19 protein-coding genes are annotated in these 15871 nt (G+C 38.1%); 7 read left to right on the top strand and 12 right to left on the bottom strand.

The genetic code is table 11. From position 1 onward, the window contains the following. Nucleotides 1–38: 38 nt before the first annotated feature. Entirely contained in the window at nucleotides 39–605 is a 567-nt protein-coding gene (locus ACFPZG_RS16055) for an NADPH-dependent FMN reductase (protein WP_283734196.1), read from the bottom strand. 15 nt (nucleotides 606–620) lie between these two features. Beyond that, entirely contained in the window at nucleotides 621–1676 is a 1056-nt protein-coding gene (locus tag ACFPZG_RS16060; RefSeq protein WP_283734195.1) for an LLM class flavin-dependent oxidoreductase, read from the bottom strand. A 136-nt stretch (nucleotides 1677–1812) separates the two neighbouring features. On the opposite strand from ACFPZG_RS16060, the gene ACFPZG_RS16065 reads away from it, so the two are divergent. Continuing rightward, complete coding sequence (locus ACFPZG_RS16065; RefSeq protein WP_283734194.1) at nucleotides 1813–2169, top strand: winged helix-turn-helix transcriptional regulator; 357 nt, start codon at nucleotides 1813–1815, stop codon at nucleotides 2167–2169. 91 nt (nucleotides 2170–2260) lie between these two features. On the opposite strand, the gene ACFPZG_RS16070 is transcribed toward ACFPZG_RS16065, so the two are convergent. Further along, complete coding sequence (locus tag ACFPZG_RS16070; RefSeq protein ID WP_283734193.1) at nucleotides 2261–2551, bottom strand: hypothetical protein; 291 nt, start codon at nucleotides 2549–2551, stop codon at nucleotides 2261–2263. A 248-nt stretch (nucleotides 2552–2799) separates the two neighbouring features. Beyond that, nucleotides 2800–2949, bottom strand: coding sequence for a hypothetical protein (locus tag ACFPZG_RS16075; protein WP_283734192.1), 150 nt, complete (start codon nucleotides 2947–2949; stop codon nucleotides 2800–2802). A 266-nt stretch (nucleotides 2950–3215) separates the two neighbouring features. Here ACFPZG_RS16075 and ACFPZG_RS16080 point away from each other — a divergent pair, with 266 nt between their 5' ends. The 4 genes from ACFPZG_RS16080 (at nucleotide 3216) to ACFPZG_RS16095 (ending at nucleotide 6888) form a co-directional block, all read left to right on the top strand. Further along, nucleotides 3216–4085 (top strand): polysaccharide deacetylase family protein, encoded by an 870-nt coding sequence (locus ACFPZG_RS16080; RefSeq protein ID WP_317941290.1) that lies wholly within the window; start codon nucleotides 3216–3218, stop codon nucleotides 4083–4085. A 444-nt stretch (nucleotides 4086–4529) separates the two neighbouring features. Further along, on the top strand, nucleotides 4530–5480 hold the full coding sequence (gene trxB, locus ACFPZG_RS16085; protein WP_317941291.1) for a thioredoxin-disulfide reductase: 951 nt from the start codon (nucleotides 4530–4532) through the stop codon (nucleotides 5478–5480). A gap of 12 nt (nucleotides 5481–5492) precedes the next feature. Next, nucleotides 5493–6206, top strand: a complete 714-nt coding sequence (locus tag ACFPZG_RS16090; RefSeq protein WP_283734190.1) for a DsbA family oxidoreductase — start codon at nucleotides 5493–5495, stop codon at nucleotides 6204–6206. A 289-nt stretch (nucleotides 6207–6495) separates the two neighbouring features. Continuing rightward, nucleotides 6496–6888 (top strand): nuclear transport factor 2 family protein, encoded by a 393-nt coding sequence (locus tag ACFPZG_RS16095; RefSeq protein WP_283734189.1) that lies wholly within the window; start codon nucleotides 6496–6498, stop codon nucleotides 6886–6888. 40 nt (nucleotides 6889–6928) lie between these two features. Here ACFPZG_RS16095 and ACFPZG_RS16100 read toward each other — a convergent pair whose 3' ends face one another. Together ACFPZG_RS16100 and ACFPZG_RS16105 are read right to left on the bottom strand one after the other, a co-directional pair. Next, nucleotides 6929–7219 carry a hypothetical protein gene (locus ACFPZG_RS16100; protein WP_317941292.1) on the bottom strand — a complete coding sequence of 97 codons (291 nt, stop codon included), beginning with the start codon at nucleotides 7217–7219 and terminating at the stop codon, nucleotides 6929–6931. Between the two features lies 1 nt (nucleotide 7220). After that, on the bottom strand, nucleotides 7221–7715 hold the full coding sequence (locus ACFPZG_RS16105; protein WP_456242993.1) for a recombinase family protein: 495 nt from the start codon (nucleotides 7713–7715) through the stop codon (nucleotides 7221–7223). A gap of 477 nt (nucleotides 7716–8192) precedes the next feature. Here ACFPZG_RS16105 and ACFPZG_RS16110 point away from each other — a divergent pair, with 477 nt between their 5' ends. Together ACFPZG_RS16110 and ACFPZG_RS16115 are read left to right on the top strand one after the other, a co-directional pair. Then, a complete protein-coding gene (locus tag ACFPZG_RS16110; protein ID WP_317941293.1) occupies nucleotides 8193–8759 on the top strand; it encodes a bifunctional transcriptional activator/DNA repair enzyme AdaA in 567 nt (188 codons plus the stop codon). After that, nucleotides 8756–9643: a DMT family transporter gene (locus tag ACFPZG_RS16115; protein WP_283734185.1), complete on the top strand. Its 888-nt coding sequence runs from the start codon at nucleotides 8756–8758 to the stop codon at nucleotides 9641–9643. Before ACFPZG_RS16110 ends, ACFPZG_RS16115 begins: the two co-directional genes overlap by 4 nt. A 290-nt stretch (nucleotides 9644–9933) precedes the next feature. On the opposite strand, the gene ACFPZG_RS16120 is transcribed toward ACFPZG_RS16115, so the two are convergent. Genes ACFPZG_RS16120 through ACFPZG_RS16145 form a run of 6 tightly spaced genes read right to left on the bottom strand, consistent with a single transcriptional unit; the run spans nucleotide 9934 to nucleotide 15675 of the window. Then, on the bottom strand, nucleotides 9934–10932 hold the full coding sequence (locus ACFPZG_RS16120) for a histidinol phosphate phosphatase domain-containing protein (RefSeq protein WP_283734184.1): 999 nt from the start codon (nucleotides 10930–10932) through the stop codon (nucleotides 9934–9936). 60 nt (nucleotides 10933–10992) lie between these two features. Then, on the bottom strand, nucleotides 10993–12015 hold the full coding sequence (locus ACFPZG_RS16125; RefSeq protein WP_283734183.1) for an ABC transporter ATP-binding protein: 1023 nt from the start codon (nucleotides 12013–12015) through the stop codon (nucleotides 10993–10995). 48 nt (nucleotides 12016–12063) lie between these two features. Next, complete coding sequence (locus ACFPZG_RS16130) at nucleotides 12064–12918, bottom strand: ABC transporter permease (RefSeq protein ID WP_283734182.1); 855 nt, start codon at nucleotides 12916–12918, stop codon at nucleotides 12064–12066. Further along, nucleotides 12915–13727, bottom strand: a complete 813-nt coding sequence (locus tag ACFPZG_RS16135) for an ABC transporter permease (protein WP_283734181.1) — start codon at nucleotides 13725–13727, stop codon at nucleotides 12915–12917. The genes ACFPZG_RS16130 and ACFPZG_RS16135 overlap by 4 nt, the downstream gene beginning before the upstream one ends. A gap of 42 nt (nucleotides 13728–13769) precedes the next feature. Further along, complete coding sequence (locus ACFPZG_RS16140) at nucleotides 13770–14594, bottom strand: alkaline phosphatase family protein (protein ID WP_317941294.1); 825 nt, start codon at nucleotides 14592–14594, stop codon at nucleotides 13770–13772. Then, nucleotides 14584–15675, bottom strand: a complete 1092-nt coding sequence (locus tag ACFPZG_RS16145) for an ABC transporter substrate-binding protein (protein WP_283734180.1) — start codon at nucleotides 15673–15675, stop codon at nucleotides 14584–14586. The genes ACFPZG_RS16140 and ACFPZG_RS16145 overlap by 11 nt, the downstream gene beginning before the upstream one ends. Nucleotides 15676–15871: the final 196 nt, after the last annotated feature.

A 15871-nucleotide genomic window follows, 5' to 3' on the forward strand; every position in this document is an offset into this window, starting at 1 on the left:
ATTTCAAAATCTACTAAAACCTAACACCTAACACTCAACTAAAAATTATATGAGGCTTCTTTTTCTTCCCGGATTTTTGCATACGTTTCAGTTAACGTTGCCGTATCTTCAACTAACCGATCAAGGCGGAATAATACATCATCATTGACGATTTCTTTCCTGAGAAAATCTTTTTCCTCAATGAATACATACGTTTGCACGATTTGTGCCTTCATATACGAGAGGATTGGTTTTAGTTGTTGCTCCGCAATTAAATAATGTTTGGATGTGCCAGCTGTAACGAACAAGCTTACGACTTTATCAAGGAATGCATTCACAGGCAGTAGGTCGAAAATATTCTTTAATGTTGCAGGGATGGATGCTTGGAAGATAGGCGTCCCTATAATGATTGCATCCGCATCCATCAGCGTTCGAAGTACATGCGCTGTATCGCCTTCGTATTCCAAGAAATTACGTCCATCACTGAATGGAATTGTGTAATCCGCTAAATCGAGGAGTGTCCATTCTGCCTCTGGGTACTTTTCAGTTATTTTCTTTTCAACATAATTCATCGCCGTCCTTGTTTTAGAACCAACGATGGAACCTGATATCCCAACAACTTTCACTATGTTTCCCTCCTATTATTTCGCTGTATGCTTTTTAATTGCTGGTAAAATTTCATTGCCAATGAACTCAATGTTTTTCATTAGTTTTTCAAACGGCACTCCACCAAAGTCCATTTGTGCAATATACCGTTGGTGACCAAATAGTTCATGTTGGTATAGGATTTTCTCGACCACTTGCTGCGGACTACCGACATTCAAAACATCACGATTGTCTGCCCCTTGCGCAAAGCCCCGTTTTGAATAGCTTTGACCGTTTATGAGCTCCATTCCTAAATTGACGTGTGGGTATACTTCTTTTTGAGCTTGTTGTGTTGTTTCCGCTACATAGAAAAACCCGGCAGTGGCAACAGGTAAAGTCGACGGATCATGTCCATACTCTTGAGCTGCTTGTCGGTAAGCGTCAACTGAATACTTAAAGTTAGCAGCTGGGCCACCTAACATTGCAATTTGCATCGGCACACCCGCAATCCCTGCTTTAATCGCACTTGCAGCATGGCCACCGACAGCACGCCATATCGGAAGTGAACCGTTTAAAGGACGAGGAATAACCTTTGCATCTCTCAGAGGCGCACGGAATTTCCCGCTCCAGTTCACAATCTCTTCTTCATTTATTTTCACTAATAAATCAAATTTCTCTTCATATAACTCTTCATAATCCCTTAGATCATATCCGAGCAAATCAAATAACCCGACACGCGATGCACGGCCAGCAATAATTTCAGCACGTCCATTTGAAATCAAATCAATCGTCGCAAAATCTTCATATACGCGAACAGGATCCAAAGTACTAATGATTGTCGAAGCACTCGACAGCTTAATAGTCTTTGTCGCTTGTGCAATCGCGGCTAAAACGACTGAATGTGCTTGGGTTGTAAAGAACTCTTGATGACTTTCTCCGACGCTAAAGAAGTTGATGCCCGCTTGCTCTGCTAAAGTTGCCAGTTCAATAATCTCTTGGATACGTTGTTGTGCAGGGATTCTCTCCCCGGTATGTGGATTCGGAATATGATCTCCGAGTGTATATAAGCCGAACTCTAATCCGTTTTTGGGATCTATACGATATTTTTCCATATTCGTTCATCCTTTCGGAAAACAATATTTTATTTCCTATCTCTAATAGTACGCTAATAGCACTTTATGTGAAGTACGCACTTGAAAGTGGTATAGTATACTAAAAGATACTAATGGAGTTTCGGGAGGAATTTACGTGAAGATTGAGCCGGAATTATGTCGTGTTGATGACGCATTGGATATATTAGTAGGAAAGTGGAAACCCTTAATCTTATTGCATTTAATGAAAGAAGGAACGCAGCGTTTTAGTGAGTTGAAGCGAAGTCTGCCAGAAATCACACAAAAAATGCTGACAAAGCAATTAAGGGAATTGGAAGAAGAGGATATTGTCGAACGTAAAGTGTACGCACAAGTACCGCCTAAAGTGGAATATACCGTAACCGAATACGGAAGAAGTTTAGAGTCGATTTTAGTTGCTATGCATGAATGGGGCTTGAATCATCAAAAGCATAAATTGCAAAGGCAAATGGAAAAAGCATCGGCAGCTGAATAGTCGATGCTTTTGTTGTATTGCAGGGTCCATCTGGAGCCTAAACAGTTTTGATGCAATGGTATCAAGAGGAATAATTGATTTCCTCTAAGAACTACCTAAGATTACTCGTCTGTTTTTGTAACACCACTTTTAGCTTTTTCCTGAATTTATTCCGATACGAATTTTTCCACATCTTTTCAATGTCTATTTTACCAATGACATGTCGCACCTTGTCATTTTCGAGGATCAACTTATTGGTGTGTACATCATCTATAAATGCTTGAAACCATTCGTATTGTTCAAGAAACCCGATATTCTTGTTAATTTCTTCTTCAGTAACATCTTTCATAGAAGAGAAAATAAGTGTCCCAATTGAACCTATCAGTTCGAGTAAAATCCCCATTATATCTTCTCCTTATAACGAATAACGAAGCCAAGACGGTGGGGCTAAAACCCCCGTCCCTATCATTTAGCTTTCTATGCAATTTGAATTTTAGGTACTTATTGAATTTTGAATTGTTACAGAATCTAACACCTTAAACTGAAGATTGCTATGTCTATCCTATTTCTCCTTTTATAGAAGTTATAAAATATAATTATACACGAAGAAAAACATAGGGAGATTTTAGTCTTCCTATGTTTTCATTACTATTATTTATCTGTTTGTTTTTGCTTTTTTTCCAAATACTCGGCACGCATTTTTTCAAGATGCTGCTTTTTATCAAACTTGGCGGGCTTGTTTTTTTCATGATATTTAGTCACTGCCGATTTGCCTTTGTTATCCAATTGGTATTTCCCCATCTTGTTCACCTACTTTTCTTTTCTCGTCTTTAAGAGAACCTATTCAACAACTATAATGCACCTTTTTTTATCAAGTATACCCTTTAACCGCTTCGTAGTGACAGTGTACCAAGTACTCGTTTAGTTCTGAATGGTTTGAGCCTGGTACTAAAAACTAAGGAATTAGAATCCGTTCACTCTTTTTGAATAAATAATTCTCTTTCGTCAAAAATAACAATGGTGATAATAAATCGTCCCTGTTATGGAATAAAAAAGGAGATGAATGGATGCAAGTTCGAATATTCAAGTGGTTGTTGGTGTCGGGGTTTTTATTTTGTTTGCATTTAACAGAAGTCTTGACTGTTTATGCGAATGTCGAACCCTTGGTAAATGTATCGCAGGAATGGTCGAAAGCAGTCATACAAGATGATCAGGTAGAAGATTTACCTGACCTTGACGGAGGACCTGAAAATTCTGGGCGGGATCCTCAGCAGCCTGTTGACCTAAGAATTTTACAACAACGGTATCCAGATATTTTTTTCTTACAAGGTCCTACTGATCAAAAACGAGTTGCTTTAACTTTTGATGATGGTCCTGACCCGCGTTTTTCAAATGATGTATTAGATGTATTGAAACAGTACAATGTGCCAGCAACATTTTTCGTGTTAGGTTCAAGGGCCGTTGCGAATCCTGAAATTGTCAAGCGATATCAAAACGAGGGGCATGTAATCGGAAACCATACGTACTCCCATCCTAACCTTGTCAAAGAATCCGATCTCAAAACCTTAGAGCAAGAAGTAACTAAAACGGAAGATGCTCTTAACGGCATTATTGGTTACCGGACAAAATTATTTAGACCACCATATGGCTTCTTATACAATGAATTGGTCGAAAAGCTTCGCGACATGAACTATTACGTGATTGCCTGGTCGGTTGATTCGTTGGATTGGCAGGAAGACCCGCCGGAAGTTATTGCTTCAAAGGTGTTAGACAATATTCATCCAGGCGCGATTATTCTCATGCACGATGGAGCAGAATCGGGTGGAGATCGAACCAATACAATTGAATCGCTTCACCTAATTATCCCGGCACTTCAAGAGCAAGGGTACGAATTTGTCACAGTTCCTGAATTGTTAAATATTCCATATAAGAAATAGAAGGTCTCTCTTCTATTTCTTTATGAAATACACTTCAGATCAGATCAATAGTGCTGTTAGTAAAAGGTGATCGCCTAAAAAAGAAGCATACATTCTCCTATTGGAAAATGTATGCTTCTTTTCCGTTCTATTATTCCATAATTTCTATGGAGACGGCGGGAGTCGAACCCTCTTCTTACAAGAATGCTGTTAGGACGCGGATTAAGGGCGGTTTTCTTACCCTAAAAACATCTTTGACTATGGTTTTGACTATGTTCCTGCCCCCTTGGCTCGCCCTTACAAATAATTTACTTAACATCCTTCTTTTATTATCTACTTTTTAGACAGTTATCTTCATCTGTTGGATAAACAACATATCTGCATTTCTATCGATATATTAATCCATTTACTCCTGCTACGATAAGGTTACATAGCAAATGCAAAACAAAAAAGGAGTGATAGAAAATGGAAAAAATTTATGATGTAGCAATCATCGGTGCTGGTCCTGCTGGAATGACAGCAGCTGTCTATGCTTCTCGAGCCAACTTATCAACCGTCATGATTGAACGTGGTATGCCAGGTGGCCAGATGGCCAATACCGAATTGGTGGAAAACTACCCTGGATACGAATCCATTACCGGTCCGGACTTATCTCATACAATGTTTGAACATGCTAAAAAGTTCGGAGCTGAATATGCTTACGGGGATATTAAGGAAATTGTTAATGAGGAAAAGTACAAAATAATTAAGACAGGAAACAAAGAAATACTGGCGAGAGCCATTATTATTGCTACTGGTGCTGAATATAAAAAACTCGGAGTACCAGGTGAATCAGAACTAGTAGGACGAGGGGTTTCCTTTTGCGCCGTTTGTGATGGAGCATTCTTTAAAGACCGTGAATTAGTTGTTATTGGAGGCGGGGATTCAGCTGTCGAAGAAGGGGTGTTTTTAACCCGATATGCTAGCAAAGTAACCATCATACACCGACGCGATAAGCTTCGCGCCCAAAAAATCTTACAAGACCGTGCATTTGTAAATGAAAAGGTAGATTTTATTTGGAATCATACCATTAAAGAAATCCACGGTGAAGATGGAAAAGTAAGTAGTGTCACATTAGTCAATACCATTGACGGGACCGAACGCAAATTCCAAACGGGTGGTATTTTTGTATACATTGGTATGGTTCCATTGACCAAGCCATTTCTCAATTTAGGAATTACTAATGGAAAGGGTTATATTGTTACAAACGAAAATATGGAAACAAGCATCCCGGGAATATTCGCTGCTGGAGATGTTCGGGAAAAGACGCTTCGCCAAATTGTCACAGCAACTGGCGATGGTAGTATAGCTGCTGAAAGTGCACAGAAATATTTAGAGGGATTGAAAGAAACTTTACTAGAGGTTGTTCATCAATAAGGAGGGGATAAAATGATTAAAATTAAGGCATGGACTGATTATGTATGTCAATTTTGCTACATTGCAAAACGTGAATTAGAGAACGCCATTAAAGAATCGGGTTTAGAAGACCAAGTGGAAATCGAATATAAAGCTTATGAATTGGTACCAGATGCACCAAGCAAACCTACTATTACAACAATAGAGGGATTAAGTCATCGGACTGGAAAATCAAAGGAAGAAGTACGTGACATGTTACAAGGTACCATAGAGAGAGCAAAAGGTTTAGGGCTTGAATACAATTATGACAATATGATGTGGCAAAAAACCTTAAATGCACATCGTGTAGCAAAATTTGCCCATGAGGTTGGAAAAGAGCGTGAATACCAAGAGCGTATTTTCCATGCCGTATTCACTGAGAATAAATTCCTACCAGACAATGAACAACTAATTTCCTTGGCAAGAGAAGTTGACTTAGATGTTAACATCGTCCGAACCATTTTAGAAGATCATAATGCTTATTTAGATGAGGTTGAAGCAGACAAAGCGGAAGCAATGGCTTTACGTATTACTGGGGTTCCCTTCTTTTTATTTAATGATAAATATGCTGTAACCGGCGGACAACCAGGAGAAGTTTTTAGAAATGTATTAAAAAAAGTTGCAGAAGAAGTAGGTATCACCCCTAAGTATGAGACATTTGGGGAAATTAATGAAGGTGTTTGTGGTCCAGATGGTTGTTTAATATGACGGTAAGTGGAATATATTGGGACCCTTTAAATGTTATTCTTTAAAAAGCTCTAAAACGGTCATTGGATATAGTTGACTTGGAAGCACGTCAGCCCGAACCATTAAACAAATGGTTGGAAAAGTAGGATATTATTTTCGCAAAAGAAATTGAAGTAATGTACGAGTTGTTTTTAGGAACCGTTATTTCTTTTATTGAAAGTACACTTGAGCAAGATGATTATCAATTAACAGCCTTCCTATAAACTTACTATATTAAACGAGTATCCAAAATAGTAAAGGATGATGAAAAATGAATTTTGAATTTGCAAAACGGCTAATGGATAATTTTACTTACGAGAGACAGGCGGATGCCTTAGATATGTTTACAGAAGATGGCATCTTTGAGGACTTTACGTATGACTTTCGAGTGGAAGGCATGGAACAACTAATTAATCTCTTTCAAAAATTCTTTGATCCCTCTAAGTCTAAGTTTAAATTTACGGCTCAAAGCTATATTGGTGACGAAACTGGTGGAGCTATTGAATATACTTCGGAAATGCAAATCATGATGGGCGAAGGAAAAGGACAACAGGTTAAGGTTAGAGGAGCTGCAGTTATCAAGCTTCGTGACGGTAAAATTACTAGATTCAGTGATTACTGGGATCAAGCTGGTGTGCTACGTCAAATAGGTATACTTAAGTAAGGGGCAAAATAATGCCCCTTTTTTGTAGCATTTTTAATTATCATGGGAGTTTAATAACTATTTTTTTTATCTCGTAACGTATAAGCGATGTAGTGCAGGGTACCAATTCGAAATTCAATGAGAACCTGGCACCCAAAGGAACATATTTTTTTAGTTCTTCGTAACTATAAGTCGTATAGATAGGTTCTTTAGTATCAAACAAAATAAATGCTGGTGACTTTTCTAAATTCAATCCTGAATGACTCTTATTGAACTCCTCTACTGAATCTAATGTCGTTATTTTGTGCAATTTAGACACGTCAAGCTCATCTTTAATTTCTTCACTAGACATATCAAATTCTCCAACTATCAACAAGGCTAACAACTTCAAAATTCTCATGGCTAATAATGGCTTCATGATGATTTTCTATAAAGAACTGATCCTTTTCACCCTTGTTCGTGCGTCTGGTGAAGTTGCCATCAGTGTAGGTTTTCTGAAGGAGAACATCTCCTATGTATTTCTCATTACCTAAAATGCCCCGGGTAGTAGTTCCTGTCCACTGACCACCTCTTTTGGTAGATATCCCTTCGCCATTTAACCCTTGGGCGATTCTCTGAGTGCCTATTCCGGATAACGCATGCGCAAATATCCGTTTAACAACCTTTTCCTGATCTTTGTGTACAACAATGTTTCCACCAACATAACCATATCCATAGGGAGGATAAGAAAGTTTGTATGTTCCATTTCTAAACCGTCTTTGAATGGACCACTTATTGTTCTCTGAAATAGAAATCGATTCATTTTCGGCAAGACTACTTAAGATTGTCAGCATAAGCTCACTATCCATCGACTGCGTATTGATGTTCTCTTTCTCGAAATAAATTTATACCCCAAGATTGACCAGCTTTCTTACAAGTTCCAAATACTCTTTAAAAATTCGTTCATATGGTTTACTGATTTTAATAAGCGTTTATAAAATGATTTTCATACTTTTTCAAACGCATGAATTGACTTGTATCGGACAGGTTTTAAAAGTACACCTTTATAAACGAAATGAATCCCAAAGATTTGAGTGTTGAATTACAATAAAATCACTCCACAATCGGACCAGATTGTAGATCAACTTGTGAAATTATTTACTTATAGTAACAGGGTTATGAATAGAACTGAAAAAGGGTCATTAGTATGTTTGACAAAAAGCATGAGAATAGTTAGAACCTATCACACTTTTTACAATTAAGGCCTGGAAATTGAAAAGCAAGATTCCGGATGAAAGTCCGCAATGTTTTATCGTAAAATAAGTTTGAGGAGGTATGAAGAACCAATGAGTTTATTAATAGATGATGAAATGTGGGATGCAGTGAATTCATGCGATAGTAAATATGATGGTCTCTTTTTTTACGCTGTAAAAACAACGAAAATTTTTTGTAGACCTTCTTGTAAATCAAGACCCCCTCTTCGTGAAAATACTGTTTTCTTTCCTGTGTCATCAATGGCGATTAAGGAAGGATTCCGCCCATGTAAAAGATGTAGACCCGACTTAATAGAAGCGCCAAATGAAGATTCAATTGTTGAATTGGCACAAAAAGTTATTGAGGAAAGATATACATATTCTATTACTTTAGATACATTGGCTAAGGAAGTGTGGATGAGCAAGTATCATTTACAACGGTTATTCAAAAAGAATACAGGTCTTACACCACAGGAATATCTCACGAAAGTAAGAATGTTACATTCCAAGCATTTAATCGAAAACACCAATGACAGTATAACGCATATTGCACATTTATCCGGTTATACAAGTTCAGCTTACTTCTCTGAAATTTTTTATCGTTATTTCGGATGTACACCTACAGATTTTAGAAAAAGAACAAGGAGAGATGGTCCATGAAGGCGAAAGACATCGCAGCATTATTTGGATTAGCTGCTTTATGGGGAGCATCATTTTTATTTATTCGGATAGCATCTCCTGCAATCGGTCCATTTCTAACCATTCAAGGGCGTGTAACCATAGCAGCAATTGCATTATTGATTTATATTTTTATGATTGGGAAATCAACTGGATGGGGACAGCTTTGGAAACAATATTTGATTATCGGTGCGCTAAATGCTGCGATTCCATTTACACTGATTGCAACGGCATCTATTCACTTGAGTGCTTCGATGCTGGCAATTATTAATTCCTTGACACCTCTATTTACTGCTCTTGTTGTTTGGGGTTGGATGAAAGAAAAGTTAAGCACTCAAAAGTGGGTAGGTATTTTCGTTGGCATCATTGGGGTTATCATCCTGGTTGGATGGAGTCCTATATCATTTACATCAGAAGTAATTATTGCTATTGTGCTTTCTATACTTTCAACTGTGTTCTATGGATTTGCTGGCGTTTATGCGAAAAAGGTTTTTGATAGCGTACCACCTTTGTCAGTCGCTTTTGGACAACAAATGGGAGCAACTTTACTTCTTATTCCATTCACTCTATTCAATTTACCGAAATCAACATCGGTTATTACACCTATCGTTGGATTATCCGTCGTTGGTGTCGCTCTTTTATGTACCGCCATTGGGTATCTCCTTTATTTTTACTTAATTACAAATGTAGGTCCCACTAAAACATTAAGTGTGACGTTCATCATTCCCCTGTTCGGTATGATATGGGGGTGTGTTTTTCTAAATGAACAAATTACTACAGGAATGGTTGCTGGTTTACTTGTTATTTTAAGTAGCATCTTCTTGATTTCGGATAAACGAATAAAAAAGCAGCATCATAGAAACTAAAAAACTATGGGATTATGCTTTTACAATACGAAAATGCCTTATTGAAAAGGTTCCAAAAGGATTTTCGGAAGAGTACATTATCTAAATAGGTTTATGCTGGAAATATGCAATTTTAATGTACTCTCGTTTGAATCCCTTATTATAGTAATGGGTGCTAAAGTTCAATAGGTGCAAGCCATCTTTAGCTGCCATAAGTGCAGGCGCGCCAAGTCGGTAAGTTTGGCGTCCTGCGTGCTAACCTAAAAATCTCTTACGGCTGACTCAGGTAGCACCAGCCGGCGTATCATAAATTAAATTAGAGGCTTCATTATTCTTTGTCTTTTTTCAAAGGTTGCGATTTCTTGCACGCCTTTTTCCAAAAGCATGTTTTTAATTTCATTAGAATAGATTCCTATGTCATTCGGAAAATGCGAATCAGAGGACGTTGTAAATTTAACACCCTTAGCAATTAATATATCTAAAAAATGAGAACTTGGACACATTTCTTTAACTGGATAACGGTAAAACAAACCAGGGTTGATTTCCGTAGCAACATCGTTTTTAACTAATATATCAGCAACTTCTTTGTACATACCCAATAAAGAGGCCTCATCCGGACGGTAGTTAAAGACTTTCAAATTATCGAGATGCGCAATAAAATTAAACATTTTACTCTCAGCTGCTTTTTTTACAGTTTCAAAGTGATTCTTGTAAAGCTCAAGCAAATCATACTCGAGGAATTTCCGCTGAAGATCCGGATTATCAAAACCCCATCCATTATTGAAATGGACAGACCCGATAATATAATCAAAGTCATACCCTTCTAACAGTGACTGGAGTTCCGCTTCACCGCCAACAAAATAGTCGGCCTCCATCCCAAGTTTGAGCTGTACTCCTTTTGATGCCCAATGTTCTTTTTGTGATTGTATAAACTTCACGAAATCAGGGAGGCTTCTAACCATGACTTGATCAAGCCAACGCGCCTGCTTTATCCCCATTTCACTTGATGAAACATCCATATATTTTGTGAAATAGGCTTTTGTTTCCTTGAATCGATATAAATGATCAACGATGCCTACTTCTTTTAATCCTTTATTGATCGCTTCTTCAAGATAAAAGTCCAGCCACCATCTTGAGTATTCCCCTTCTTCTAACCGCTTGCTCATTTTGGCAATATTTTTTTCCAACCAATTCTTTGAGTGGCGCACTTCTTTATTTGGTTCAAAATGCTCCATTGCATTTAGGCTTTTTTCAACAAATGAAAGCGAATAGGGTCCTTCTTCTAAATGTATATGGTAATCTACTTTCATTTTTTTCGACCTTTCCTATTTAGTGGTTAACGGAAATCCATTTAAAATCACCAAGACTTCTTATTCGTCAATTGCGACAATATTATCTTGATGAATATACAAATCTTCTATTTGATGCAAATTCTCACTGTTTATATCATTGTTTATTGAATCAACCGTCAGCTTAGATGGACCCACTTGAAAAAAACAGCGAATTGTACTTCCAAGAATGATGGAATGGTCAAACTTACCTTTGAAGTGCAGAACACGGTCATGGTCACTATGGATCGGTTTCAATTGAATCGCTTCAGAGCGGATGGCATACTTATTTTTATCATTTTTCGGAGTAAAGGCAGAGTCTAATTGCTTTAATTCATCCGTTGATAGAATATTATAATTCCCGATGAAGCTTGCAACAAAATGGCTTTTCGGTTTAGAGTAAAGTTCCGCCGGTGATGCTTGCTGCTCAATGATTCCGGCATTCATCACAAAAATCCGGTCGGACAAAATCATTGCTTCTTCTTGATCATGTGTGACAAAAATCATTGTGATGCCTAACTTTTTCTGAAGCATAAGAATGTCCATTTGCAGCTGTTTTCTGATTTTTGCATCCAAGGCACTTAACGGCTCATCCAATAAAAGGACTTTAGGTTCCGTGACAAGCGAACGGGCTAAAGAAACCCGTTGCTGCTGCCCTCCTGACAGCTGGTCAGGATAATGGTCCGCCTTTTCTTGCAGGTTGACCAAGGCCAAAGCAGTGTTTACTTTTTCTTTAATCTCTTGTTTTGGCAGCTTTTTAATCGATAAACCGAAAGCAATATTCTCGAAAACGGTCATATTCGGGAAAAGCGCGTAAGATTGAAAAACCATACCGACATTACGATCCTTCGGTGCCACTTCACTGATGTCCTCACCGTCCAGATACACGTCGCCTTCTTGGAACGTTTCCAATCCAGCCAGCACACGGAGCAATGTCGACTTTCCACATCCGCTTGGGCCTAATAGCGTTATTAATTCACCTTTCTCAATTGAAAAGGAAAGATCTTTTAATACTCTATTTTGACCAAAGCTTAGGGATAAGTTATCAATCGTGATATAGCTCATATATTTTGCCTCTCTTCGTGTATTGACTTCTGTGTTTACAGATAATGTTTACAAATTTGGCGTTAAAGGAACATCTTCTGGATTTTGTACCGGCGTTTCCTTGATTTTCTCTTTTTTGCGCGTTCGTCTTTTAGAAGAGGTAATATACGTAATCAGTAAACTGATCAAAATTAATAAAATAAAGTACGCAACCATAACAGCACTTGCTAAATGCCCGTTTTCATTCATTCTTCTCAGCATATAAATACGGATTGTTTCATATCTGCCTCCGATCAATAAATTCGTCAGGACAAACTCCCCGAAAAATCCTGAGAAGATTAATAACGTAGTAATTAACAACCCTAAGCGAATATTAGGCAAAATGATTTTCAGAAAAGATGTAAACCTATTTGCACCCAATATTTCGGCTGCTTCCATTAACTTTTTCGATTGAATACTATCCAGACTATTTCGAACCCCCTGATACATAAATGGCAAAGAACCGATGAACAAACCTCCTACTAATACTGAATACATCGGAATTGCGGCACCTGAATACATTCTGAGCAATCCGGTCGCCAAAATAACACCTGGAATTGCAAATGGCATAAGGACAAGGCCTTTCATAAAGTTATCCACTTTAGGAAAGTACATATACACGAGAAATACCGTAGGAACCATCACAACAAGAACAACTGCCAATGTCGTAAGTGTTAAGGTGATCGACCTTAGAACAGCCGATACAAAATTTGGATCCTGCACCAGTTCAACAAACCATTGGAACGTAAAATCCGAAGGTATAATCGTGTTGGACCACTCCGTCGAGGTTGCATAAAAGAAGGTAGAGGCAAACGGGAAAATCATATATAACCCAAAAACAACGAGTATCAAGAAACTCCCTAAATGTCTTCTCTTTGTTTTCATGCTAAATCTCTCCTTACCTTCTTTAGCATCACTTGGGATATAAAGAGGATTGCAATCATGATGATGGCAAAAATCACAGCTAACGTACTTCCGATAATTGGGCGGGCATAGATGTCACCGGAAACAAGCGAAGCGATCTGGATTGTCACTAAATTGACATTGCTGCCAGTCAAGGCATATGCTGTTTCATAAGTTCCCATCCCATTAGCAAACATAATGACGAACGTTCCTGCGATGCTGGGCATAATGCTCGGCAATCCGACTTTTCTCCAGTAGAACCAGTGGGATGCTCCCAACATAAAAGCCGCTTCTTTCCATTCTTTTCTAATTTTTTTCAAAGAAGGGTATATAAAGAGGATGCCTAAAGGGATTTGAAAGTATAAGTAAGTGATTGCCAGCCCTTGCCATGAATAGAGGTTAAATTTACTCAGAAATGGCAAGTTCATGTTTTCAATGAAAAGAGTAAATACTCCTGAATTTCCTAACAGGATAATAAAAGCAAAAGCTAATGGAACCCCCGCAAAATTGGCTGCAACATTAATATATACAGTCAGTTTATCCTGGATTTTTCCAGGAAGATTTGTCATTGCATAAGATACAATGATTGCAAAAATAATACCTACCACAGCAGAAAAGAGAGAAATTATTCCACTATTTAGGAACGATTGAGAATAAAATCGATTTGTAAACACTTCTACATAATTATCTAATGTAAAAGCTCCCGTTACTTCACTTGTGAAACTGGAGGTCACCATTAATACCATTGGGATTACTAAAAACAAAACGGTAATAAGAAGAAATGGGACCAATAAAATTAAACTCCTATTTGATTTCTCCCTCTTCAATCATGTTCACCCTTTCAGGACTTCCCAATCAATTTCCTCCATCTTTTGCCCCTTATCAATGCCAAGCATATAGCAGACAATAGGAGCTAATTGAAGCTGATCAATGACCCCTGTTCCAATATGCGGAGGAAAACCATCAGAAAAAATGAATAATGGTACTTCCCGATGCTCCCACATTGTACCGCCATGGTTACCAAAGTCATCCATACCGTGATCGGAGGTGACTACTATTTGATATCCCATCTCAATCCAGCGAGGAATATAAATCGCCAAAATTGTATCGATCCGATTTACTGCACGACGGTATTCGATTGAATTTCCGGTGAATTTATGCCCTTCATCATCGATATTCATTGAATGCACGTACATAAAATCAGGGTGATAGGTGCTAATTAAATGATGGGCATCCTGAAATAAATGCGAATCAGGATAGGTGTCTTCCGAATAAAAAATCCCGTGTTGAATATTTTTTGTACTATCATGCTGGATACGGTCTTCGAACATTGAGAACGGCGCTCGATTGTAGAGCTCGCTTACCCAATGATAAGCGGCAGCGGCAGTCGTTTTCCCTGCCTCCTTCGCCAGTGAAAAAATACTTTCTTCTTTCGATCGTTGTACGGAGTAATTCGAATAAATTCCGTTTTCAAAAGTAGGCACACCTGTCAATAAAACTTCATATAAGGGTCTGGAGTTGCTTGGAGATTCTGAAAGGACTTTAAAACGGCTTGCCAATTTTTTCTCGACGAAATGATTTAAAAATCCTAATTGCTGGATGGCTATGTCATATCGACAGCCATCCAGAGTGATCATCACTACTTTTTTATCGGGCATTTACTAACACCTCTTGTTGCCATAATCGAGGTAATTCAATAGCTGTTTTATCCCATGCTTCATGGTTTTTCACCTGTCTGACATTCCTGTAAGCTTCATCAGGTAGAAGTTTAGCTTTTACTTCTTCAGGCAGCTTAACATCACGAATAGGACGGGCATACCCTTTTGCTAAATTGATTTGACCTTCATCAGATAAAATATATTCCCTTACTAATTTTGCGGCATTCGGGTGTGGAGCATTTTTGTTTATAACAGTTGTATAACCGCTCATCACTGAACCATCGGTTGGGATTGTAACTTCAAAACGATCAGGATTGATTTGATCCCGATAATTTAAGCCATTGAAGTCCCAAACGATTGCAACATCGATTTCTCCTTTTTCCAAATTGGCAATAGTAGCATCAACCGCAGTCAATCGGCCTTTCTTGGCAATTTCATTAAAATAATCAATACCTGGCTGTATATTCGCTTCATCTCCGCCGTTTGCAATCGCAGCTGCTAAGACTCCGAACTGTGCTTGAGTCGCTTTCATAACATCCCCAACTGAAACTCTGTAATCACCATTTGCAAGCTCTGCCCATGAAGTTGGCGCCTTTTCTACATTTTGCTTATCCGTAATAAAAGCAATAGTACCTGTATAACTTAGTACCCAATCTCCGGCATCATCTTTTGCCCAATCGGGAATTTCATCCCAATAGGACGTTTTGTACTTCAAAGTCAAACCTCTTTGTTTTGCTAATGGTCCAAAGTTAATGCCAACATCACCAATATCTGCTGTTCCGTTCTTGCCTTCAGATTCAAATTTCGCCAGTTCTTCTGCACTTGACATATCAGTGTCAGATTGTTTAATTCCATATTTTGCTTCAATATTATCCCAAGTTTCTACCCAGTTCGCCCATGTATCAGGCATTCCAACACTCGCGATTTGTCCTTCTGCTTTTGCTTTTTCAACAATCGTCTGAAGTGGATCATTTTCATTTACTGTTGATACAGTGCTTTTCTTGGTATTTGTTCCGCATCCAGCTAATACTATCGAGAGGATACCCAAACCAATTGCAGTTTTTAATTTGCTTATTTTCATTTCAATTTCTCCTTGTACTTAATTTTCTTATTAGGATTGTAGTATTACCTAAAGTTGTTTACTTATGACAGAAATATGATTAAACATTCCTATGAGTCCTCCTTTCCATAGGAAACTTTAAATAAAGGTTCTAAATCAAATGTTGGGGTGATGTGATTTGCACACCACCCTTTAACTTAAATTATGCTATGAGAAT

Origin of the sequence: Sporosarcina thermotolerans (assembly GCF_042658975.1) — a bacterium.
In the GTDB taxonomy this organism is placed as follows: domain Bacteria; phylum Bacillota; class Bacilli; order Bacillales_A; family Planococcaceae; genus Sporosarcina; species Sporosarcina thermotolerans.